The sequence below is a fragment of the Nonomuraea maheshkhaliensis genome, assembly GCF_039529435.1.
In the GTDB taxonomy this organism is placed as follows: Bacteria; Actinomycetota; Actinomycetes; order Streptosporangiales; family Streptosporangiaceae; genus Nonomuraea; species Nonomuraea maheshkhaliensis.
On record NZ_BAAAMU010000117.1, the window covers coordinates 11915 to 32351 of the forward strand.

The 20437-nt window shown below is 71.4% G+C and carries 19 protein-coding genes; 11 read left to right on the forward strand and 8 right to left on the reverse strand.

What is annotated here, in order from left to right; translation table 11 throughout:
- Positions 1 to 21: 21 nt before the first annotated feature.
- Both ABFX54_RS44985 and ABFX54_RS44990 read right to left on the reverse strand, forming a co-directional pair.
- A complete protein-coding gene (locus tag ABFX54_RS44985) occupies positions 22 to 552 on the reverse strand; it encodes a DUF4245 domain-containing protein (RefSeq protein WP_346113131.1) in 531 nt (176 codons plus the stop codon).
- Between the two features lie 11 nt (positions 553 to 563).
- Positions 564 to 1172, reverse strand: a complete 609-nt coding sequence (locus tag ABFX54_RS44990) for a TetR/AcrR family transcriptional regulator (RefSeq protein ID WP_346113132.1) — start codon at positions 1170 to 1172, stop codon at positions 564 to 566.
- 170 nt (positions 1173 to 1342) lie between these two features.
- On the opposite strand from ABFX54_RS44990, the gene glpX reads away from it, so the two are divergent.
- On the forward strand, positions 1343 to 2377 hold the full coding sequence (gene glpX / locus ABFX54_RS44995) for a class II fructose-bisphosphatase (RefSeq protein ID WP_346113133.1): 1035 nt from the start codon (positions 1343 to 1345) through the stop codon (positions 2375 to 2377).
- 71 nt (positions 2378 to 2448) lie between these two features.
- Here the strand turns inward: glpX and ABFX54_RS45000 are convergent, their stop codons facing one another.
- Positions 2449 to 3099 (reverse strand): DUF1707 SHOCT-like domain-containing protein, encoded by a 651-nt coding sequence (locus ABFX54_RS45000; protein WP_346113134.1) that lies wholly within the window; start codon positions 3097 to 3099, stop codon positions 2449 to 2451.
- 229 nt (positions 3100 to 3328) lie between these two features.
- Between ABFX54_RS45000 and ABFX54_RS45005 the strand changes: the two genes are divergently transcribed.
- Both ABFX54_RS45005 and ABFX54_RS45010 read left to right on the forward strand, forming a co-directional pair.
- Positions 3329 to 4006: a DUF998 domain-containing protein gene (locus tag ABFX54_RS45005; RefSeq protein WP_346113135.1), complete on the forward strand. Its 678-nt coding sequence runs from the start codon at positions 3329 to 3331 to the stop codon at positions 4004 to 4006.
- Between the two features lie 24 nt (positions 4007 to 4030).
- On the forward strand, positions 4031 to 5194 hold the full coding sequence (locus ABFX54_RS45010; protein ID WP_346113137.1) for an MFS transporter: 1164 nt from the start codon (positions 4031 to 4033) through the stop codon (positions 5192 to 5194).
- A gap of 54 nt (positions 5195 to 5248) precedes the next feature.
- Here ABFX54_RS45010 and ABFX54_RS45015 read toward each other — a convergent pair whose 3' ends face one another.
- Positions 5249 to 6193, reverse strand: coding sequence for a Gfo/Idh/MocA family protein (locus ABFX54_RS45015; RefSeq protein WP_346113139.1), 945 nt, complete (start codon positions 6191 to 6193; stop codon positions 5249 to 5251).
- A 31-nt stretch (positions 6194 to 6224) separates the two neighbouring features.
- Entirely contained in the window at positions 6225 to 7652 is a 1428-nt protein-coding gene (gene pdxR / locus ABFX54_RS45020; protein ID WP_346113140.1) for a MocR-like pyridoxine biosynthesis transcription factor PdxR, read from the reverse strand.
- A gap of 68 nt (positions 7653 to 7720) precedes the next feature.
- Between pdxR and ABFX54_RS45025 the strand changes: the two genes are divergently transcribed.
- Both ABFX54_RS45025 and ABFX54_RS45030 read left to right on the forward strand, forming a co-directional pair.
- Complete coding sequence (locus ABFX54_RS45025; RefSeq protein WP_346113141.1) at positions 7721 to 8596, forward strand: DMT family transporter; 876 nt, start codon at positions 7721 to 7723, stop codon at positions 8594 to 8596.
- 88 nt (positions 8597 to 8684) lie between these two features.
- The gene (locus ABFX54_RS45030) at positions 8685 to 10337 is read left to right on the forward strand and encodes a fumarate hydratase (RefSeq protein WP_346113142.1); all 1653 of its coding nucleotides are present in this window, start codon (positions 8685 to 8687) and stop codon (positions 10335 to 10337) included.
- 174 nt (positions 10338 to 10511) lie between these two features.
- Here the strand turns inward: ABFX54_RS45030 and ABFX54_RS45035 are convergent, their stop codons facing one another.
- Together ABFX54_RS45035 and ABFX54_RS45040 are read right to left on the reverse strand one after the other, a co-directional pair.
- Complete coding sequence (locus ABFX54_RS45035) at positions 10512 to 10748, reverse strand: hypothetical protein (RefSeq protein WP_346113143.1); 237 nt, start codon at positions 10746 to 10748, stop codon at positions 10512 to 10514.
- Positions 10745 to 10933, reverse strand: coding sequence for a DUF5999 family protein (locus tag ABFX54_RS45040; protein WP_253757104.1), 189 nt, complete (start codon positions 10931 to 10933; stop codon positions 10745 to 10747). Before ABFX54_RS45040 ends, ABFX54_RS45035 begins: the two co-directional genes overlap by 4 nt.
- A gap of 590 nt (positions 10934 to 11523) precedes the next feature.
- Here ABFX54_RS45040 and ABFX54_RS45045 point away from each other — a divergent pair.
- The 4 genes from ABFX54_RS45045 (at position 11524) to ABFX54_RS45060 (ending at position 16988) form a co-directional block, all read left to right on the forward strand.
- On the forward strand, positions 11524 to 12132 hold the full coding sequence (locus tag ABFX54_RS45045; protein WP_346113145.1) for a superoxide dismutase: 609 nt from the start codon (positions 11524 to 11526) through the stop codon (positions 12130 to 12132).
- 70 nt (positions 12133 to 12202) lie between these two features.
- A complete protein-coding gene (locus ABFX54_RS45050) occupies positions 12203 to 13315 on the forward strand; it encodes a serine/threonine-protein kinase (RefSeq protein WP_346113146.1) in 1113 nt (370 codons plus the stop codon).
- A 35-nt stretch (positions 13316 to 13350) separates the two neighbouring features.
- On the forward strand, positions 13351 to 15513 hold the full coding sequence (locus ABFX54_RS45055; protein WP_346113147.1) for a serine/threonine-protein kinase: 2163 nt from the start codon (positions 13351 to 13353) through the stop codon (positions 15511 to 15513).
- An 89-nt stretch (positions 15514 to 15602) separates the two neighbouring features.
- Positions 15603 to 16988 carry a class II fumarate hydratase gene (locus ABFX54_RS45060; RefSeq protein ID WP_346113148.1) on the forward strand — a complete coding sequence of 462 codons (1386 nt, stop codon included), beginning with the start codon at positions 15603 to 15605 and terminating at the stop codon, positions 16986 to 16988.
- Between the two features lie 3 nt (positions 16989 to 16991).
- Here ABFX54_RS45060 and trpD read toward each other — a convergent pair whose 3' ends face one another.
- Complete coding sequence (gene trpD, locus ABFX54_RS45065; protein WP_346113149.1) at positions 16992 to 18059, reverse strand: anthranilate phosphoribosyltransferase; 1068 nt, start codon at positions 18057 to 18059, stop codon at positions 16992 to 16994.
- 241 nt (positions 18060 to 18300) lie between these two features.
- Between trpD and ABFX54_RS45070 the strand changes: the two genes are divergently transcribed.
- Both ABFX54_RS45070 and ABFX54_RS45075 read left to right on the forward strand, forming a co-directional pair.
- Complete coding sequence (locus ABFX54_RS45070; protein WP_346113151.1) at positions 18301 to 19065, forward strand: 3-hydroxybutyrate dehydrogenase; 765 nt, start codon at positions 18301 to 18303, stop codon at positions 19063 to 19065.
- The coding region (locus ABFX54_RS45075; protein WP_346113152.1) for a GAF domain-containing protein at positions 19065 to 20437 on the forward strand (1373 nt) is incomplete at its 3' end. The genes ABFX54_RS45070 and ABFX54_RS45075, both read left to right, overlap by 1 nt.

Consider the following 20437-nt stretch of genomic DNA (forward strand, 5'->3'; position numbering starts at 1 on the left):
CGGCCGACAATCACGGCACGCTCAGCCCTTGGGTCGCTGCTGGAGGCGTGCCGCCAGCTCGCCCAGCTCGGTCCAGTCGGCCGTCCCGGTGATGACGAGCGTCACGTCGGGCAGCACGCGCACCAGCGAGCGCTGGTTCTTGTCCTCCCTGAAGCGCCGCTCCCAAGCGACGCCGCCGACCTGCTGGCTGCCTGCGGCCTTGTCGGTGTTGGCCATGCGGCTGGCGAACCCGGCCGCCGGCCGCTCGTCGCTCTGCGCGAACATCGCGTGCTGCCGCGCGGCGGTGGCGTAGCCCAGGTAGAGGACCTTCGCGCCGTTCTCGCCCTCGGCGATCCTGTTGCTGTTGGGCACCCAGTTCGCCGGATCTGCCTGGGGCGCCCACACGCCGTACGGGACCGTGTGGCCGAAGTTGGCGACGGTGATGGAGTAGTCGAGCCGCGGGATGTGCTCCTCCCGGCTCTGCGGGGTGACCAGCAGAAACAGCCCCGCGCCCGCGAGACAGACGAACAGGGCTACCGCGTAGCCGTAGAAACCTTGGGTGAACCGTCGCACAGTCGCCGAGGCTACCCGCTGGAGGCGGCGGTCGCCGAAGCGGCCGGCCGGATCTGCCCGATGATGGTGAGGACCTCTTCGGCCAGGTCGCGGTCACCCGTGCGGAGCACTTCGGGCACGGCCGCCGCCAGCGCCCCGGTGAGCACCACCACGAGCGCGGTGTCGTCCTCGAACAGTGCCGCGTTGAGCTGCGCCCACTTGCGCAGCCGGTCGCGCATGACCACCTCGAAGCCAGGCGGCCCGTCACCGCGCAGGAACAGCTCGGCCAGCTCGCGCTCTTCTAGACAGCCGTCGAGGTAGGCGCGGGCGGCGCCGACGAACACCCGCATCGGGTCGCTCTCGCCGGTCGCCCTGGCCGCGCGGGCGGCCTGCTTGGTCCGCTGCGTCTGCCTGGCCTGGAACTCCTCCCACAGCGTGAGGTAGAGATCCGCCTTGCCGGAGAAGTGGTGGTAGAGGCTGCCCACGCTGGCCTCGGCCCTGGCCACCACGTCCGTCACGCCGGCCTCGGCGAAGCCCTTGGAGACGAAGACCGCCCTGGCGGCGGCGAGCAGCGAGCTGCGCGTGGCCGCGCCGCGCTCGGACGTGCGCGGCTGGGCGACCGCGTTCTCCACATCGCTCATTCGGGATCTCCTCCACGGCGGGATGCCACGCTCCATGTTGGAGGCAAGATCCATGCCGCGCACAGCGTATGGCGCAAAATCCGTTCTCCGGAGCCAGATTATCCCCCTCTGACCGGGAAGAGACCGGCAACTACGATCGAGGTAGACGTCCGACGAGGAGGGCCACCGACATGTCCGATCAGACTTCCGTGCCCGCGGCGCTCGCCACGAGCGAGCGCGCGCCCGACCGCAACCTGGCGCTGGAGCTCGTCCGCGTCACGGAGGCGGCGGCGATGGCGGCGGCCCGGTGGGTCGGCCGGGGCGACAAGAACGGCGCGGACGGCGCCGCGGTCAACGCGATGCGCCAGTTGATCAGCACGGTCTCCATGAACGGCGTGGTCGTCATCGGCGAGGGTGAGAAGGATCACGCCCCGATGTTGTTCAACGGCGAGCACGTGGGCGACGGCAGCGGCCCCGACTGCGACGTGGCGGTCGACCCCATCGACGGCACCAGGCTGACCGCGCTGGGCATGCCGGACGCGGTGTCGGTCATCGCGGTGAGCGAGCGCGGCTCCATGTACGACCCGTCCGCGGTCTTCTACATGGAGAAGCTGGTCACCGGCCCCGAGGCGGCCGACGTGGTCGACATCGAGGCGCCCGTGTCCGTCAACATCGAGGCGGTCGCCAGGGCCAAGCACTGCTCGCCCTCCGACGTGACCGTGGTCGTGCTCGACCGGCCCCGGCACGAGCGACTGGTCAAGGAGATCAGGGAGACGGGCGCGCGGATCAAGTTCATCACCGACGGCGACGTGGCCGGAGCGATCATGGCGGCCCGCGCGGGCACCGGCATCGACCTGATGCTCGGCATCGGCGGCACGCCCGAGGGCATCGTGGCGGCGTGCGCGCTCAAGTGCCTGGGCGGCGTGATCCAGGGCAAGCTGTGGCCGCGCGACGACGCCGAGCGGAGCCGGGCGGTGGACGCCGGTCACGACCTGAGTCAGGTGCTCACCACGAACGACCTGGTCAAGTCCGACGACGTGTTCTTCGCGGCCACCGGCATCACACACGGCGAGCTCATGCAGGGCGTACGGTTCCGGTCCGGCTCGGCGGTGACCGAGTCGCTGGTGATGCGCGGCCGGTCAGGAACGATCCGCAAGATCGAGAGTGAGCACCAGCTGTGGAAGCTGCGCGCGTACAGCGCGATCAACTTCGACACGGCCGGCTGAGCCCGCACGGGCCGGCCAAGCAGGGCACCGGCCTCGCGCTCGTCGGCCGCCGACGCCGGGCGCCCAGCCCCCTAGCGGCGGCGCTTGCGGCGGGGTGGTTCCTTGACCTTGACCTCGCCCGCGAAGTTCGTGGTGCGCACCTCCACCACCGGCGCCTCGGGCCCGGTGGGCTGCTTGGTCAGGCGGACCGTCTTGTCCTTGGCCACCCTGATCACTTCGAGCCCCTCGGGCACGTGGATCTCCAGCCCGCCGAAGACGAGGGTGGCGTTGATGATGATCCGCCGGTTCTGCAGGATCGCGTCGCGGAAGTCGAGCTTGGTGGTGCCGAACATGGCCGTCACCCCGAGCTCGGCCGGCACCACCCAGCGCCCGCCGCGCTGCTCCTTCTTGAAGATCGCCGAGACCGGCCGGCCGTCCAGGTTGAGCGGCTGCTGGTCGGCGGGCAGCAGGTCCCTCGTGAGCTCGGCCAGTTCGCCGAGCGTGCGGGCGGCGTAGAGCACGCCGAGCCGTTCCTCCAGCTCGTCCAGCGTGAGGCGCCCGTCGGCGTGCGCGTCCTGGAGCACCTGGGCGATGCGCTCCCTGTCGGCGTCGGACGCGCGCAGCTCGTGCGGCTGGGGCACGTCGTCCGCCCCCTGCGGCCGGCGGGCGGACACCCACTCCTCGGCCAGCCGCTCGCCGACTTCCTGAAGTTTCGGCAACCACGATCCCGCGCGTTCGTTCACACTTCTGACGATATCTGGCGGTCGCGCCGTTCGCTCGTCCTGATTGGACAGGTGTCGATGGATTCCGGCGGGTAGTCCGGCAATCCTCTCTCATGAGTTTCTCGTTCACGTCGGCGTGGCGATGGGCGCGCCGTACGGCGGGGGGTTTTCTCACCGTTTTCTTAGGAATCCTCCTTCGGGTACGGCCGTTGATCCGTACACAAGGGACCGGTCGAAGTGGGGTGTGCGCGTGCATCAACCGGCGCGGTGGGGCCTCGGCGTGGCAGGCGCGGGCATCGCGGTGATCCTGGGCCTGGATCTGGCGAGCTTCGACGAGATGGACCCGTTCAGGCGGACGATCAGTCAGCACGGCTTGGGCCCCGACGGCTGGATCTTCGCCCTCGGCGTGGGCCTGCTGGCGGTGGGTTCCGTGGCCATCGGGGTGTCGCTGGCGCGCAAGAGGCTGGCCGGGGTGTTCGGCACGATCGCGCTCATGGGCTGGAGCGCCGGGCTGCTGGCGGCCGCCTGGTTCGAGAAGCACGACTGGTCGGTCGGGCCCAGCCTGAGCGGCAGCATCCACCGCGTGGGCAGCTTCGTCGCCTTCCTCTGCCTGCCGCTGGCGGTGGTGATCATCGCCAGGCCCTGGCGGCGGGAGCGGTCGCGGGCGATGCTCGTGGCGTTCGGGTTCGGGATCTGCTCGGTGCTGTGGGTGGCGGGCATCGGCACGATGATGCTCGTCGGAGCCGCCGAGGGGTTGCCGTGGTACCGCGTCATGCCGTTGGGGCTGGTGGAGCGGGGTCTGGCGGTCAGTGAGGTGGCGGCGCTGCTCGCGCTCGGCGTCTGGGCCGCGGCCAGAGATCACTCGTTGCGTTCCGGTGCTGGCGGAGGGCCTGTGACAGCGGCTAACCTGACCGCGCCTCACGTTTGATTTCCCCCCGATCAGGAGGCCGCCGTGCCGTCCTTGCGTGATCGCCAGGCCCGCATCGCCACGTACGCCGTCTTCGCCGTACAAGGGCTGTCCCTCGCCACGCTGCTCGTCCAGATCGCGTCGCTGCAGACCAGGCACCACCTCGACGAGGGCTCGCTCACGCTGCTGCTGCTCATCGTGCCGGTGTTCGCCGGGGTGGGCAGCGTGGGGGCCGGGGCGTTCGCCGCCCGGTTCGGCAGCAGGCTGCTGCTGCGGATCGCGCAGCCGGCGGTGGCCGCCGCCGTGGTGCTGGCGGGGTTCGCGCCGCAGGTGGCGCTGCTCGTGCCCGTGCTGCTGGTGTACGCGCTGGCGCTGGGCGCGGTGGACGCGGGCATGAACATGCAGGGCGTGGCGGTCGAGCGCAGGTACGGCCTCCAGGTGCTGAACGGGTTCCACTGCGTGTGGAGCGCGCTCAGCATGGCCGGAGCGCTGTGGGCGTCGGCGGCGGCGTCGGCCCGTCTCCCGCTGGAGCTGATCATGACGCTGCCGATGCTGCTCGCCGTGGCCGGCTCCCTGATCTTCGGCCGCTCTCTCTACACGACGGGCGAGGAGAAGCCCGAGACAGGGCCGGCGCACTTCGACGGCTTCCCGTGGCGGCCGATCATCCCGCTCTGCCTGGCCATGGCCTTCCTGTACGTCGGCGACGCGGCCGTCTCCAACTTCAGCTCCGTCTACATGCAGGGTGTGCTGACGGCCGAGCCCTGGGTGGTCCCGCTGGCCTACGCCGCCTACCAGGCGACCACGCTGGCCGTCAGGCTCGGCGGCGACCTCGCCGTCAGGCGGTACGGGCCGGCCGCCATCGTCAGGGTCGGCGGCGTGATCGCGACAGTGGGCTTCGCGTCGGTCGTGCTGGCCCCGAACCAGCTGCTCGGGCTGGTCGCCTTCGGAGTGACCGGGGTGGGCCTCGCGGTGGTGGCGCCGCAGTCGTTCTCCGCGGCCGGCCGGCTCGACCCGGCCGGGACCGGAGTGGCCATCGCCCGGGTCAACCTGTTCAACTACGTCGGCTTCATCGTCGGCGCGGCCCTCGTGGGCGGCCTCGCGGAGGCCGCGAACATGCGCGTGGCCTTCGCCGCGCCGCTGGTGCTGGCCGCCGTCATCATCCTGCTGGCGCCCGGCTTCGAGCCGAGACGCACGACGGCCACCACCTGACAGGCCCCGTCCCAGCCCAAGGCCATGGCCTGGTCTCCACCTGACAGGCCCCGGTCACGCCTGGAGCCGTACCTCGGCGACCTCGACGGGGCGGCCCTCGCGCAGGGACAGGTCGGCGGCCTCGGCCACGTACAGGGCCTCCAGCGCGTCCGTGATCGTGCACGGGCTCGTGCCACCCGTCAGGAAGCAGTCGATCTCGTCCCGGTAGGCGGTCTCGAACCGGGCGACGAAGTCCGGCCAGGGCTTGTCCAGGCCGGGCAGGTCCTCGGTGGTGTACAGCGGGGCGCGCGGGCTGAGCCCGACGGCCTGCGTGCGCCTGGTGCCCGCGAGCTCCATGCGCACGTCGTACCCGCCGCCGTTGTAGCGCGAGCCTTGCAAGGTGGCGAGCGTGCCGTCGTCGAGCGTGAGCAGCGCGGCGCTGTTGTCCACGTCGCCCGCCTCCCGGAAGAACGCCGCGCCGCGGTTGGCTCCGCGCGCGTAGACGGAGGTCACCTCGCGGCCGGTCACCCAGCGCAGGATGTCGAAGTCGTGAATGTGGCAGTCGCGGAAGATGCCCCCTGACGTCGGAAGGTACTCGGCGGGCGGCGGCGCGGGATCGGCCGTGACCAGGTGCACCCGGTGCAGCTCGCCCAGCTCGCCGCCGCGCACCGCGCGCTCCGCCGCGACGTAGCCGGGGTCGAACCTGCGCTGGAAGCCGATCTGCACGCGGTGTCCCGCGCAGGCCCGCAGCACCTCGACGGTCGCGGCGACCGTCCCCGCCACCGGTTTCTCGCAGAACACGGGGACGCCTCTGGCGCACGCCTCAAGGATGAGGTCCGCGTGGGTGCTGGTCGGGGTGGCGATGACGACGGCGTCGGTCTCGAAGGGGTCCCCCGGTCCGCCGTACGGCGACGTGCGTACGGGATCGGCCACGATCAGCTCGTCCACGAGGGGATGCGCGGCCAGGGTGGCGGCGTGAAAGGCTCCGATCCGGCCCAGACCCAGCAGTCCCACCCGCATAACGCCTCCCGCTTTCCCGCGAAATACTCCCTTATTCAGAGATTTGTCCTGACATGCTGACCTTCAACCCTCGTACCGCGTCGGCCGCCTTGTGCACGGGCAGCCGCGCGAAGCCCACCACCATGGCCGGCGGCCCCGCCGCCTCCCGCATCGGCCCCACCGCCTCGGCCGACAGGCCCAGCTCGCGGGCGGCCCGCACCGTGCGCGGCTCGTTCCACCCGTCCGGCAACTCCAGGTAGAGGTGCAGCCCCGCGTCGATCCCCTTCACCCGCACCTCGGGCAGCTCCGCGCCCAGTGCCGTGACCAGCGCGTCCCTGCGCCGCCGGTACTCCCTGCGCATGCGCCGCAGGTGCTTGTCGTAGCCGCCGGTACGCAGGAAGTGGGCCAGCGCGTACTGCTCGATGACCGGCGAGCCCAGGTCCAGCTCGCCCCGCGCCCGCCGGATCGCCTCGGCCAGATCGGGCGGCGCCGCCACCCAGCCCAGCCGCAGGCCGGGCGCGAGCGCCTTGCTCACGCTGCCGGACAGGATCACCCGGCCGGGCGCCAGCCCCTGGAGGCAGCCGACGGGGTCGCGGTCGAAGCGGAACTCGGCGTCGTAGTCGTCCTCCAGGATCGCCCGGTCCCCCGCGTACGCCCACTCCATCAGCGCGGCCCGGCGCGGCGGCGACAGCACCACTCCCGTCGGGTACTGGTGCGCCGGCGTCACCAGCACGGCCTCCCCGCTCAGCCGCCGCACGTCCAGGCCCTGCTCGTCCACCGGCACCGGCACCAGCCGCGCGCCCGCCCGCCGCAGCAGCGGCACCTGCCGGTGGCTGGTCGGGTCCTCCACGGCCAGCCGGATCGGCCGCTGCTGGGTCAGCACGTGCAGGACCAGGCTCAGGCCCTGCGCCACGCCGCCCACGATGACGAGGTTCTCCGGGCGCACGTCGGCGGCCCTGACTCGCCGGAGGTAGCCGGCGAGCTCTTCACGCAGCTCAGGCACGCCACCGGGGTCCCCGTAATCGAGGGCGTCCGAGGGTACGGTGGTCAGGACATGCCTGACGGCCGCCAGCCAGCGTTCACGGGGGAAGTGGCTGAGGTCCGGGGAGGTGGGGCGATGACCGTAGTGCGACGTGCCCCTGGCGGGGGTCCTGCCAGGCCCACCTGCCTGCTGGCTGGGCCGCTGATCGGGCCGGTGCCGCGCGGTGTCGCGCGGCTTGGGCACGCCACGCGCGTTCTTGGGGGTGACCTGGGTGCCGACGCCCACCCTGGAGATCAGGAAGCCTTCGGCGACCAGTTGCTCGTACGCCTCCACCACCACGCCCCTGGAGACCTGGAGGTCGGAGGCGAGATCGCGGGTGGCGGGCAGGCGGGTGCCGGGAGTGAGCCGCCCGCCCCGGATGGAGTCGCGCAGCTCAGCCGCGATCTGCCCGGCGATGGCCCCCTCGCCCCGCCTTATCTGGATATGGAGGTCAGCCATATTGGTCCTGTCTCTCGGCGGGACATTGGACTGTTTGAACGAACCATTGTCTCCCTAGCATCCTTCGCATGAGAAACGGCATCATCGGCGCCGCCTCGGCCATGTTCCTCGTCGGCACGCTGGCCGGCGTCTCGAAACTCGTCGAGGCTTACCCGATATACGGCGGGCAGGCCGTTCGGTATCTTGTCGGTTCGGTCATCCTGCTCCTCATAACGCGAGTGCTCGGCCTGCGGTTCGTCCGCATGACGGCGCGCGAGCTCCTGTGCCTGGGCGGGCTGACGCTCTTCGGCCTGGTGATCTTCAACGTGTGCGTGGTCGAGTCCACCCGCGCCTCGGGGCCCGCCCTGGTGGGCACCGTGCTCGGCACCGTGCCGCTGGCGCTCGCGCTGGCCGGCGGCCGGCCCGCGCCCCGGCTGCTGTCCGGCGCCGCCGTGGTCGTGGCCGGGGCCACCCTGGCCACCGGCCTCGGCAGCGGCGACACCGCCAGCCTGCTGTGGGCGCTCGGCGCGCTCGTGGGCGAGGTGTGCTTCTCGCTGCTGGCCATCCCGCTGCTGCCCAAGCTGGGCGCGATCAGGGTGTCGGCCTACTCGACCGCGCTGGCCGTGCCCACCCTGGTCGTGGTGGGGCTGATCGACGCCGGTACGGACCTGGTCAGAGTGCCCACGCTGACCGAGGCGCTCGGGTTCGCCTACCTGGCGGTCGTGGTCACCGTGATCGCCTTCTTCCTCTGGTACAGCTCGCTGCCCAAGCTGGGGCCGGGCCGGGCGGGGCTGTTCGCGGGGCTCATCCCGGTGGCCGCCATCGTCACGGGCGCGGTGCTGGGGGTCGCGATGCCGTCGGCGTACGATCTGCTGGGCGCCGGGCTGGTCGTCGCCGGCATCCTGCTCGGGCTGGGCTCCGCGCGCTCGGGCGCCGAGGCGGCCGTACGGCCCTCGGAAGCCTGAGCCTTTCAGCCAGGAGCGTGCAAAGCCTGTGCCGGTCCGACGGTCGGGCCAAGGGAGCGTAATCTCTTGGAGGACCGAAAGGATGGACATGGGCGAGTTCGACTACACCGACCTGCTTCCGCTGGGAGCCGACGAGACCGAATACCGGTTGATCACGTCGGAGGGGGTGCGGAAGGTCGAAGCGGCGGGGCGTACGTTCCTCGAAGTCGATCCTGAGGCGTTGCGGCTGCTCACCGAGACGGCCATCCACGACATCTCCCACTTCCTGCGCTCCTCGCACCTCGCCCAGCTCAGGAAGATCATCGACGACCCCGAGTCCAGCGGCAACGACCGCTTCGTCGCCCTCGACCTGCTGAAGAACGCCTCCATCTCGGCCGGCGGCGTGCTGCCCATGTGCCAGGACACCGGCACCGCCATCGTCATGGGCAAGCGCGGCCGCCACGTGCTGACCGACGGCCTCGACGCCGAGCACGTCTCGCGCGGCGTGTACGACGCCTACACCAAGCTCAACCTGCGTTACTCGCAGATGGCTCCGCTCACCATGTGGGAGGAGAAGAACACCGGCAGCAACCTGCCCGCTCAGGTCGAGCTCTACGCCGAGGACCCCCACGGGCACCCCGACGAGTACAAGCTGCTGTTCATGGCCAAGGGCGGCGGCTCCGCCAACAAGTCGTTCCTGTACCAGGAGACCAAGGCCGTGCTCAACGAGAAGCGCATGCTGGCCTTCCTGGAGGAGAAGATCCGCTCGCTGGGCACGGCGGCCTGTCCGCCGTACCATCTGGCCGTCGTCGTCGGCGGCACCTCCGCCGAATACGCGCTCAAGACCGCGAAATACGCCAGCGCCCGCTACCTCGACTCCATCCCCACCGAGGGCTCCGCGTCCGGGCACGGGTTCAGGGACCTGGAGATGGAGGCCAAGGTCTTCGAGCTGACCCAGAAGCTTGGCATCGGCGCGCAGTTCGGCGGCAAATACTTCTGCCACGACGTCCGCGTCATCCGCCTGCCCCGCCACGGCGCCTCCTGCCCGGTCGCCATCGCCGTCTCCTGCTCGGCCGACCGCCAGGCGCTGGCCAAGATCACGCCGGAGGGCGTCTTCCTGGAGAAGCTGGAGACCGACCCGGCCCGCTACCTGCCGGAGACGACCGACGAGCACCTCTCCGACGACGTCGTCCAGGTGGACCTCAACCGCCCCATGCCGGAAATCCTCGCCCAGCTCACGAAATATCCGGTCAAGACGCGGCTCTCGCTCACCGGCCCCCTCGTCGTCGCCCGTGACATCGCGCACGCCAAGATCGCCGAGTTGCTCGACAATGGCGGCGAGATGCCGCAATACCTCAAGGACCACGCCGTCTACTACGCCGGCCCCGCCAAGACCCCCGAGGGCTACGCCTCCGGCTCCTTCGGCCCGACGACGGCCGGCCGGATGGACTCCTACGTCGGGCGCTTCCAGGCCGCGGGCGGCTCGATGGTGATGCTGGCCAAGGGCAACCGCTCCAAGCAGGTCACCGAGGCGTGCCAGGAGCACGGCGGCTTCTACCTGGGCTCCATCGGCGGGCCTGCGGCGCGGCTGGCGCAGGACTGCATCAAGAAGGTCGAGGTGCTCGAATATCCGGAGCTGGGGATGGAGGCGGTGTGGAAGATCGAGGTCGAGGACTTCCCCGCGTTCATCGTCGTCGACGACAAGGGCGAAGACTTCTTCACCGACAAGACCGGCCCGGTGCTGTCGATCGGCCGCCGCTGATCATCACGACGGCGTTGTGAGGGCCGCGCGGGTCAAGGACCGAGCGGTCGGCAGCCGGCGACCGGGCGAAGGCCGGCGGCCCGGCAGGGGCCGGGTGTGGTCACAGGGCGAAGGGTGGCGGGTGAGCGATCGTGCCGGTGGGCACCGGTCGCCGGTCGTCGAGCACGAGCGCCGTCATGGCCTCGTCGGGCACGTCGAAGGCGCCCTGATGCCGTACGCGGAGGCGCGGACGAAGCCGAAGCGGGGGTGGTAGGCGGGGTGCCCGAGGACGAGCACCAGGGACTCACCGGCGTCGCGGGCCGCGTCGACCAGGTCGGCATCGAGCGCGGTCGGAAACGCCGCGAGCAGGACCTCGCGGATCGCCGAGAGGTCTCGCTGCTCCTCCGGCCTGGTGACCCAGGAGATGCTCACGCGGCCACCGGGGCCCGGTGCGGCGCCACGACGGAGCCGTCGGGCAGCAGCAGGCCGGTGTCGTCGAACAGCACGACGCCGTTGCAGAGAAGGCTCCAGCCCTGATCGGGGTGGGCCGAGATGACGTGCGACCGCTCACGGTCGAGGGAGTCGGCACTCGGGCAAGCGGGGTAGTGACTGCACATCGCGCACCTCTCAGATTGCGCTCCTGAATGCGGGTTTTCAAAAGGGCAGCTGGCGCCCTGACGGAGTGCGAAGGTCCAGAGCGGCTCTGGTCGACTTCTTCGGCCGGCGGCGAACCTGGATCTGGCGCATCTTCATCACGTCCTTCATCGGTCGTTAACGGTGGTGGACCTCGGAGTGGACCTCGGGGTGTGCCCTCAGTCTGACGTTCGGGACCGACAGATTCCGGCCGTCCGTGGGAGCTCGCCTTCTTTCTAGGCTCAACCATGCCCCCCGCCTCTTACGGCACCCTTACAAGTCGCTGACGGAGCCCGGTGTTTCCTGTAAGTCAGCCTGCCGTACGCCTGAAAGTCCCCTACCAGGCATCATGCACAAGATTTCGACGAGTCGTTGTGCCGGACGACACACCTGGCCGATGAGCTGCGGAAACGCCCCGAGAGGGCCGGGCGGGAAAACGCGCCGGCGGGCGGGGCCGAGCCGGCCCTTGCCGGCCCGCCGACGGAGGACCTAGGTCGCAAGTCTGATGCAGTTGCGAATGACTTGCAATAGTCTCCTTTCGTAGATCGACTTCGCAGATCGACAAGGAGGACCCATGGGGGACTACACCCTTCCCGACATGCCTTACGACTACTCCGCCCTCGAACCGGCCATCACCGGCGAGATCCTGGAGTTGCACCACGCCAAGCACCACGCCGCGTACGTGAAGGGCGCCAACGACACGCTCGAACGCCTCGCGGAGGCGCGCGACAAGGGCGAGTTCGGCGGCCTGGTCGGGCTGGAGAAGACGTTCGCGTTCAACCTGTCCGGCCACGTGCTGCACTCGATCTTCTGGGAGAACCTGTCACCGGACGGCGGCGACCGCCCCGACGGCCCGCTCGCGGGCGCCATCGTGGAGCACTTCGGCACGTTCGAGGCGTTCCAGCGGCAGCTCACCACCGCGACCGCGTCGGTGCAGGGCTCCGGCTGGGGCGTGCTGGCCTGGGAGCCGCTCGGCCGCAGACTGGTCGTGGAGCAGGTCTACGACCACCACGGCAATGTCGGGATGAACACCACGCCGCTGCTCGTGTTCGACGCGTGGGAGCACGCGTACTACCTTCAGTATCGCAACGTGCGTCCGGACTACGTCGAGAAACTGTGGGGCCTCATCAACTGGGAGGATGTGGCCTGGAGGTTTGCTGACGTGACGAGTCAGGCGGGTTGACTTAAGTTCGCAACAAATTATCGGCCCCGCCTCTACTGGTCGGTTTACACAAATAGGTAAGCTGCCTGGCATGCGTGCGCCCTCCGGTTACCTACTCGCCGCGCGCTATCGGCTCATGGAGCCGGTCGGTCGGGGCGGCATGGGCACCGTTTGGCGGGCACATGACGAGTTGCTTGACCGGGACGTGGCGGTCAAGGAAGTGCGGCTGCCGTCCGTTCTCGACGAGGAGCTGCGTGCCGAGCTGTGCGCGCGCACCGAGCGCGAGGGCCGGGCCACCGCCATGGTCACGCACCCCTCGGTCATCACCGTGTTCGACGTGGTCACCGAGGACGACCGGCCGTGGATCGTGATGGAGCTGCTCCGGGCGAAGTCCCTCGAACAGCTCATCCAGGAACAAGGACCGCTCCACCCGCGCCGGGCCGCCGAGATCGGCCGGCAGATCCTCGGCGCGCTGCGGGCCGTGCACGCCAAGGGCATCCTGCACCGCGACGTCAAGCCGAGCAACGTGCTGGTGACCGAGGACCGGGCGGTGCTCACCGACTTCGGCCTGGCCGCACTCGAAGGTGACGTTTCCATCACCCAGGCGGGCATCGTTCTGGGGTCCGCGGGCTACATCGCTCCAGAGCGGGTGCTGGGCTCGAAGGCCAGCCCCGCCGGCGATCTGTGGTCGCTCGGCGCGACCCTCTACACCGCCGTCGAGGGCAGGGGGCTGCACGGCAGACGCACCGCCGCCGCCGCGCTCGCGGCGCTCACCAGCGGCGAGCCGATCCCGATGACCAAGGCGGGGCCGCTGGCGCCCGTGCTCGACGCGCTGCTGCGCATCGACCCGGCGACACGCCTCGACTCCGTACGCGCCTCGCTCATGCTGACCAGGGTCGCCGCGGGCGGCTCCGCCGAAGAGCCGATGAGCCCGCGCAAGCCCGCGCGCCAGCCCACGCCCGCCACCCAGCCCGCCTTCGCGCGCAGGCCCTCGCACCGCGGGCTGCACCGGGCCGACGCTCCCCCGCCACCACCCGTCAACGTGCCCTCGCCCCGGCAGGAACGCAAGCCCGGCGAGGGCGTCCACAGGAAGCGTGTCGAACCGCGGCCTACTCCATCGGCTTATGCTCGATTCAAAGCTACGGTGATAAAGTTGTGCCTTCCTCGACGGTTCTGGCCCAGAGAACTTCGCAAGCGAGGGTAAAGCACTTCCCAAGCGAGAATCGATATCTTCTTCTCATGCCGGAACAGCAGACACGCCTGCTCGCGGAGCGCTACGAGCTCATCTCCCCGCTCGGCCGGGGCACGATGGGCACGGTGTGGCGCGCTCGCGACCGCGCGCTCGGGCGCGAGGTGGCGGTCAAGGAAATCCGCCAGGACCCGGGACTCACCGAGGAACAGCGGACCGAGCTGCGCGAACGCATGGTCCGCGAAGGGCGTATCGCCGCGCGGATCAGCCACCCGTCCGTGGCCTCCATCCACGACGTGCTGATCCAGGACGACAGCCCGTGGATCATCATGGAGCTGATCGAGGCCCGCTCGCTTGAGCAGGTGATCGAGGAAGAGGGTCCGCTGCCGCCGCGGCTCGTGGCGGAGATCGGCGTCGACCTGCTCGGGGCGCTGCGCGCTGCGCACGCCCAGGGCATCACCCACCGTGACGTCAAGCCCGGCAACGTGCTCATCACCGAGAGCGGCCGGGTGGTGCTGACCGACTTCGGCATCGCCAAGGCCGAGGGCGACTCGCGGCTGACGAAAACCGGCATGGTGATCGGATCACCCGGCTACACCGCCCCGGAACGCGCCAGGGGCGAATACACCGGCCCCGAGTCCGACATCTGGTCGCTCGGAGCCACCCTCTACTTCGCGGTCGAGGGACGTCCTGCCTACGAGCGGTCCACGATCGCTGAGACGCTGGCGGCGCTGCTCACCGAGAGCGCCGACCCGCCCACGCAGGCGGGGCAACTGCGGCCGGTGCTGAACGGGCTGCTGAGCAAGGACTATCGGCAGCGGCTCAACGCTGCCAAGGCGGAGACCCTGCTGCGCATGGTCGCCGACACCCCGACGAGCGAGATGCCGGTGCTCACGGCCGAGGCTCTTATGGCGCAGGAGGCCGCTTTGCCCGATCCGTTCGCCGCCCCGCAACCCCCCACCCAAGGAGGCCAGGGTCCCGGCGGCCGGGGCGTCCAGGGCGCGGCGGCCGCCCAGGCCGGAGGTCCCCACGGGCCGGCCGGACCTGGCCATGGCCCCGGGTCTGGTTCGGGCGGGCCTGGTGCCGGTGGCCCCGGTTCCGGGGGGCCGGTGCAGGGCGCAGGCGGTCCCGGACAGGGCGCGGGTGGTCCTGGGCAGGGGCGGCCCAGCGGGCCGACGCAGGGCGCTCCCCCGTACGGTGGCGGCGCACCGGGGCAGGGCCCCGGTGGTCGTGGCGGCCCGCAGGCCGGCCACGGCGCACCGATGGGCGGCCCTCAGGCAGGCGGTCCGGGTGGTCCGCCAGGACCTGGCGGACCAGGAGGCCCGCAGGGACCCGGCGGTCCCGGCGCCCCGGGAGGACGCGGTCCCGGCGGCCCCAACGCGTTCAACCCGCAGGGATTCGGCGGCCCCAACGCCCCGGGTGGACCGGGCGGACCCGGTGGACCGGGCGCACAGGGCGGACAGGGGCCCGGCCAGAGCGGGCCCAACCAGGGTGGGCCCGGTCAGGCAGCCCCGAACCAGGGTGGTCCGGGGCAGGGCGGGCCTAACCAGGGCGGGCCTAACCAGGGCGGGCCGAACCAGGGCGCGCCTGGGCAGCGGCCCGGAGCGCAGGGCGGGCAGCCGATGCGTGCTTCGAGCGCGCCGACCGTGCCCCACTCCACCTCCTCCGGCTACCCCCCACAGGGCCAGCAGCAGCACTTCGGCGCCCAGCCGCAGACCGGCGGCACGGGCGGCGGCGGCACGGGCACCGGCCCTGGCGCCGGCGGCGGGGCGGGCAGCGGCGAGGGCTATGACCCCGAGCGCACAGTGAGCATCTCCCGCCCGAAGGGCCCCTTCCCCGCCCCGGGTTCCGACCAGGGCAGGCCGCCCCAGCGCGACGAGGGCTCGATGGCCACCACGCGCATCCCCTCGCAGTTGCCAGGAGCCCCCGGCCAGCAGGTCTACCCGCTGCCCGCCGACCGGCAGCAGCCAGGACAGCAGCAGGCGGGACAGCAACCAGGCCAGCAGCCCCCGATGGGCCCGGGCGCCCAGCAGGCCGGCGCCCCGCAGGTGCCGTACGAGAGCCAGGGCCTCGGCACGGACCTGTTCTCCATCGCCGGCCAGCCGGAGCAGAAGCCCGCGGGCAACCGCAACGGCATGCTGGTGCTCATGGCGGTGGCCGCCGCGGCCGCCGTGGTGATCGCCGTCCTCATCGTGGCGCTCTTCTCCAGCTGACACGGCCGGCCCGAGCCGACCCGAGCCGACCACGGGCGCCGGGCGGTGTCGTCCGAGGCGAACGCGCGGGCGTGAGCCAGACTGAAGTCATGAGCGAGTTCAGGATCGAACATGACTCGATGGGCGAAGTACGCGTGCCGGCGGGCGCGAAGTGGCGTGCGCAGACCCAGCGGGCGGTGGAGAACTTCCCGATCTCCGGACGCCCGCTGGAGCCGTCCCACATCGCCGCCCTCGGCCTGATCAAGGCCGTGGCCGCCGAGGTCAACGGCGAGCTGGGCGTGATCGACAAGGACATGGCGGAGGCGATCGCGCAGGCCGCCGCGGACGTGGCGGAGAACGAGCACGACTCCCACTTCCCGATCGACGTCTTCCAGACCGGCTCGGGCACCTCGTCCAACATGAACGCCAACGAGGTGATCGCGACGCTGGCTGAGGAGCGGCTGGGCCGGTCGGTGCATCCCAACGACCACGTGAACGCCTCGCAGTCGTCCAACGACGTCTTCCCGACCTCCATCCACGTGGCCGCGGCGACCGAGGTGAGCTACCACCTGGTGCCCTCGCTGCGGCACCTGGCGGAGGCGTTGCGGGCGAAGGCGATCGAGTTCGACGGCGTGGTGAAGTCGGGGCGCACCCACCTGATGGACGCGACCCCGGTGACGCTGGGCCAGGAGTTCGGCGGGTACGCGACGCAGATCGAGCACGGCGTCGTCCGCGTGCTCGGGGCCCTGGAACACGTTCTGGAGCTGCCTCTGGGCGGCACCGCGGTGGGCACGGGGATCAACACGCCGCCGGGGTTCGCCCACGAGGCGATCGGCAAGCTGCGCGAGGCGACCGGGATCCCGTTCATCGAGGCCAGGGACCATTTCGAGGCCCAGAGCGCGCAGGACTCCATCGTGGAGCTGTCGGGGCAGCTCAAGGTGGTCGCGGTGTCGCTCACCAAGATCGCCAACGATCTCCGGTGGATGGGCTCGGGGCCGCGGGCCGGGCTCGCCGAGATCAACCTGCCCGACCTGCAGCCCGGCTCGTCCATCATGCCCGGCAAGGTCAACCCGGTGATCCCCGAGGCCACGGCCATGGTGGCGGCCCAGGTGATCGGCAACGACGCGGCGATCACGTTCGCGGGCGCGTCCGGCGTCTTCGAGCTGAACGTGCAGCTGCCCGTCATCGCGCGCGGCATCCTGGAGTCGATCAGGCTGCTGGCCAACGTCTCGCGCCTGCTCGCCGACCGCTGCGTCTCCGGCATCACCGCGAACGTCGAGCGCCTGCGCGAGTACGCCGAGTCGTCGCCGTCGATCGTCACCCCGCTGAACCGGTACGTGGGCTACGAGGAGGCCGCGAAGATCGCCAAGCAGGCCCTGGCGGAGCGCAAGACGATCAGGGAGGTCGTCATCGAGCGCGGCCACGTGGCCGAGGGGCGGCTCACCGAGGAACAACTCGACGCCGCACTCGACGTCCTGTCGATGACCCGCCCCTGACCCTCACCCGTGCCGGGCGCGGGTGGCGGCGGCCTGGGTTGCCTGGGCCCAGCGGGTGAGCAGCGACAGCGCGGCCCCTGAGTCGACGGCGTCCGCCGCCCGCTTGCAGGCCGCCCCCAGGGCCGGGGTGAGCTCGGCCGCCGGCGGGGTGCCGTCGGCGGCCACCAGGGCGGCGGCCGCGTTCAGCAGCACGATGTCGCGCACCGGCCCCGCCTCGCCCGACAGCACCGCGCGGGCCACGTCCGCGTTGTGCCGGGCGTCGCCGCCGCGCAGCTCGTCGAGGCGGGACCGCGGGATGGACAGATCGAGCGGGTCGAAGGTCGTGCGGGTGACGACGCCGCGGCGTACCACCCAGACCGTCGAGGGAGCGCAGGTCGTCAGCTCGTCGAGCGCGTCGTCGCCCCTGAAGACGAGCGAGGAGCCGCCGCGCTCGGCCAGCACGCCCGCGATGACCTCGGCCATCGCCGGCTGGAAGACCCCGACCGCCTGACTGGGCGGCAGTGCGGGGTTGGTCAGCGGGCCGAGGAAGTTGAAGACCGTGGGGACGCCGAGCTGGCGGCGCGGCCCCGAGGTGCGTCGCAGCGCCGGGTTGAAGACGGGCGCGAAGCAGAACGTGATCCCGACCTCGTCCACCACCCTGACCACCGCGGCCGGCGGCAGGTCGACGGCCACGCCGAGCTCTTCGAGCACGTCCGCCGCGCCCGCCGCCGACGTGGCGGCCCTGCCGCCGTGCTTGACCACCTTGGCGCCCGCCGCCGCGGCCACGACGGCGGCCATGGTGGAGACGTTGACGGTGTTGGCGCGGTCGCCCCCGGTGCCGACGAGGTCGACGGGGTTGCCGGAGACGCGGATCGCCGCCGATCCGGCCAGCATGCCGTCCGCCAGCCCGGCCACCTCGGCCACGCTCTCGCCCTTGGCGCGCAGCGCGACGGCGAACGCCGCGATCTGGGCGTCGGTGGCGCGGTCGGTCATGATCTGGTTCATCGCCCAGGCGGCCTGGCGGGAGGTCAGGGAAGCGCCGTCGAGCAGCGTGGTGAGAAGCCGTGGCCAGGTGAAGGCGGTGCCGGTCATGAGTGCCCTTTCTCGTCGGTGCTCGACGGGGGGACACCCACCTCAACGGTGACGGCCGCCTCGTCGAGGCGGCCGGGGTGCGTATGCGCTGGATGGTCCGCCTAGGAGGCGGGCCACCACTGGGACGAATACGCGATCATGCGTTCAACATAGCAGACGCCGTAGATCCACATATCGGGTCGTCCATCTATGTCGCCCGCCCCCATGCTGCGTCACCCGGCCAGCGCTTAAGGTGCGGAGTATGGCGAAGCATCTCTCGGGTGAGCTGACGGGGCGCACCGCGCTGGTGACGGGGGCGGGAGGCGGCATCGGGGCGGCCTGCGCCCGGCGGCTGGCCGCGGCGGGGGCCAGGGTGCTGGTCGTGGACATGCGGGCCGAGCCCGCCGCGAAGGTGGCCGCCGAGGTGGGCGGCCTGGCCGTGGTGGCCGACCTGAGCGATCCCGGCTTCACGGCGGCGCTGCCCGACGAGCCGGTGGACATCGTGGTGAACAACGCCGGGTTCCAGCACGTGGCGCCGATCGAGGAGTTCCCGCCCGAGGTGTTCGGGACGATGCTCAGGGTGATGGTCGAGGCACCGTTCCTGATCGCGCGCAAGGTGCTGCCCGGCATGTACGCCAGAGGCTGGGGGCGGTTCGTGAACATCTCGTCGGTGCACGGGCTGCGCGCGTCGCCGTTCAAGTCGGCCTACACCACGGCCAAGCATGCGCTGGAGGGGTTCTCCAAGGTCGTGGCGCTCGAAGGGGCGCCCCACGGGGTGACCTCGACCTGCGTCTGCCCCGCCTACGTACGCACGGGGCTGGTCGAGGCGCAGATCGAGGACCAGGCCAGGGTGCACGGCATCGCGCCGGACGAGGTCGTGAGCGACATCATGCTGGAGCCGGCCGCGATCAAGCGCCTGATCGAGCCGGAGGAGGTGGCCGACCTGGTCGCCTACCTGTGCGGCCCCGGCGGGTCCTTCATCACCGGGGTCTCTCTACCTGTGGACGGCGGCTGGACAGCTCGCTGATGCCTTCACTCACCCTGGAATTTCTTGAGCTGCTGGCGCGGGAGGCGTCGGCGGTGGAGTTCGAGGGGCCGATCATCCGGGCCAGGGCGGCCGGGGCGGACGCGGCGGCGATCGAGGAGCTGGAGCAGGCCAAGGTCGAGGCGCTCAAGGTACGCGACCTGCTCAAGCGGCGCGCCAGGCGCGAGACCGAGCTGTCGGCGCTCTACGACACGGCCGGCGACCTGGCCGCGCTGCGGGACCTGGACGCCGTCCTTGAGGCCATCGTGCACCGGGCCAGGCAGTTGCTGGCCACGGACGTCGCGTACATGACGCTGCACGATCCCGAGCGGGGTGACACCTACATGCGGGTCACCGACGGGTCGATCTCGGCCAAGTTCCGGGCGTTGCGGCTGGCCATGGGGGCGGGGCTGGGCGGGCTGGTGGCGCAGACGGCGACGCCGTACGCGACGGCCGACTACTTCGCCGACGCCAGGTTCCGCCACAAGGAGGACATCGACGAGGCGGTGACCGAGGAGGGCCTGGTCGCCATCCTCGGGGTGCCGCTGCGGCTGGGGCAGCGGGTGATCGGCGTGCTCATGGCGGCCAACCGCAGCGCGCGGCCGTTCCACCAGGAGGAGGTGTCGCTGCTGGCGAGCCTGGCCGCGCACGCCGCCGTCGCGATCGACAACGCCAGGCTGCTGCAGGAGACCAGGAACGCGCTGGAGGAGCTGTCGCGCGCCCACAGGACGGCGCGTGAGCACGGCCAGGCGGTCGAGCGGGCCGCCATGGCGCACGACAGGATGACCTCGCTGGTGCTGCGCGGCGGCGGCATCGAGGACGTGGCGGCCGTGGTGACGGACGTCCTGGGCGGCTCGCTGGCCGTGCTGGACGACCTGGGGCGGGCGATCGGCGGCGCGGCGGGCGAGCTGGCGGAGCCGGACGTGGGCGTGCTGGAGGCCGCGCAGGCGTCGCGGGCGCTGGGGCGTACGGTGCGCAGGGGCGATCTGCTGATCGCGTCCGTGGACGTCGGCGGTGAGCCGCTGTGCACGCTGGTGCTGCGCAGCGACGACGCCGACGAACGCATTCTTGAGCGGGCGGCGCTGGTGTGCGCGCTGCTGTTGCTGTTCCGCAGGAGCGTGGCGGAGGCGGAGGGCCGGGTCAGGGGCGAGCTGCTCGACGACCTGATCTCGCGGCCCGGCTCCCCCGGGCTCGCGGACCGGGCCAGGCGGCTCGGGGTGGATCTGGGCGCGCCGCACGTCGTGGTGGTGGTCAAGCACGGCGGCCAGCGGGAACGGGCCGCGTTCTGGGGCTCGGCGCAGGCCGCGATGCGGCACGGGCTGGCGGCGGGGCGCGGCGACGAGGTGGTGCTGCTGCTGCCCGGCGACAACGCGGG

Excerpts from the sequence above, each read along its gene's own strand:
- trpD (WP_346113149.1), bottom strand. The coding sequence starts at position 18,059 with ATGACCGGCACCGCCTTCACCTGGCCACGGCTTCTCACCACGCTGCTC.
- ABFX54_RS44990 (WP_346113132.1), bottom strand. The coding sequence starts at position 1,172 with ATGAGCGATGTGGAGAACGCGGTCGCCCAGCCGCGCACGTCCGAGCGC.
- ABFX54_RS45070 (WP_346113151.1), top strand. The coding sequence starts at position 18,301 with ATGGCGAAGCATCTCTCGGGTGAGCTGACGGGGCGCACCGCGCTGGTG.
- ABFX54_RS45055 (WP_346113147.1), top strand. The coding sequence starts at position 13,351 with ATGCCGGAACAGCAGACACGCCTGCTCGCGGAGCGCTACGAGCTCATC.
- pdxR (WP_346113140.1), bottom strand. The coding sequence starts at position 7,652 with ATGGCTGACCTCCATATCCAGATAAGGCGGGGCGAGGGGGCCATCGCC.
- glpX (WP_346113133.1), top strand. The coding sequence starts at position 1,343 with ATGTCCGATCAGACTTCCGTGCCCGCGGCGCTCGCCACGAGCGAGCGC.
- ABFX54_RS45045 (WP_346113145.1), top strand. The coding sequence starts at position 11,524 with ATGGGGGACTACACCCTTCCCGACATGCCTTACGACTACTCCGCCCTC.
- ABFX54_RS45060 (WP_346113148.1), top strand. The coding sequence starts at position 15,603 with ATGAGCGAGTTCAGGATCGAACATGACTCGATGGGCGAAGTACGCGTG.
- ABFX54_RS45015 (WP_346113139.1), bottom strand. The coding sequence starts at position 6,193 with ATGCGGGTGGGACTGCTGGGTCTGGGCCGGATCGGAGCCTTTCACGCC.
- ABFX54_RS45025 (WP_346113141.1), top strand. The coding sequence starts at position 7,721 with ATGAGAAACGGCATCATCGGCGCCGCCTCGGCCATGTTCCTCGTCGGC.
- ABFX54_RS45050 (WP_346113146.1), top strand. The coding sequence starts at position 12,203 with ATGCGTGCGCCCTCCGGTTACCTACTCGCCGCGCGCTATCGGCTCATG.
- ABFX54_RS45030 (WP_346113142.1), top strand. The coding sequence starts at position 8,685 with ATGGGCGAGTTCGACTACACCGACCTGCTTCCGCTGGGAGCCGACGAG.
- ABFX54_RS45040 (WP_253757104.1), bottom strand. The coding sequence starts at position 10,933 with ATGTGCAGTCACTACCCCGCTTGCCCGAGTGCCGACTCCCTCGACCGT.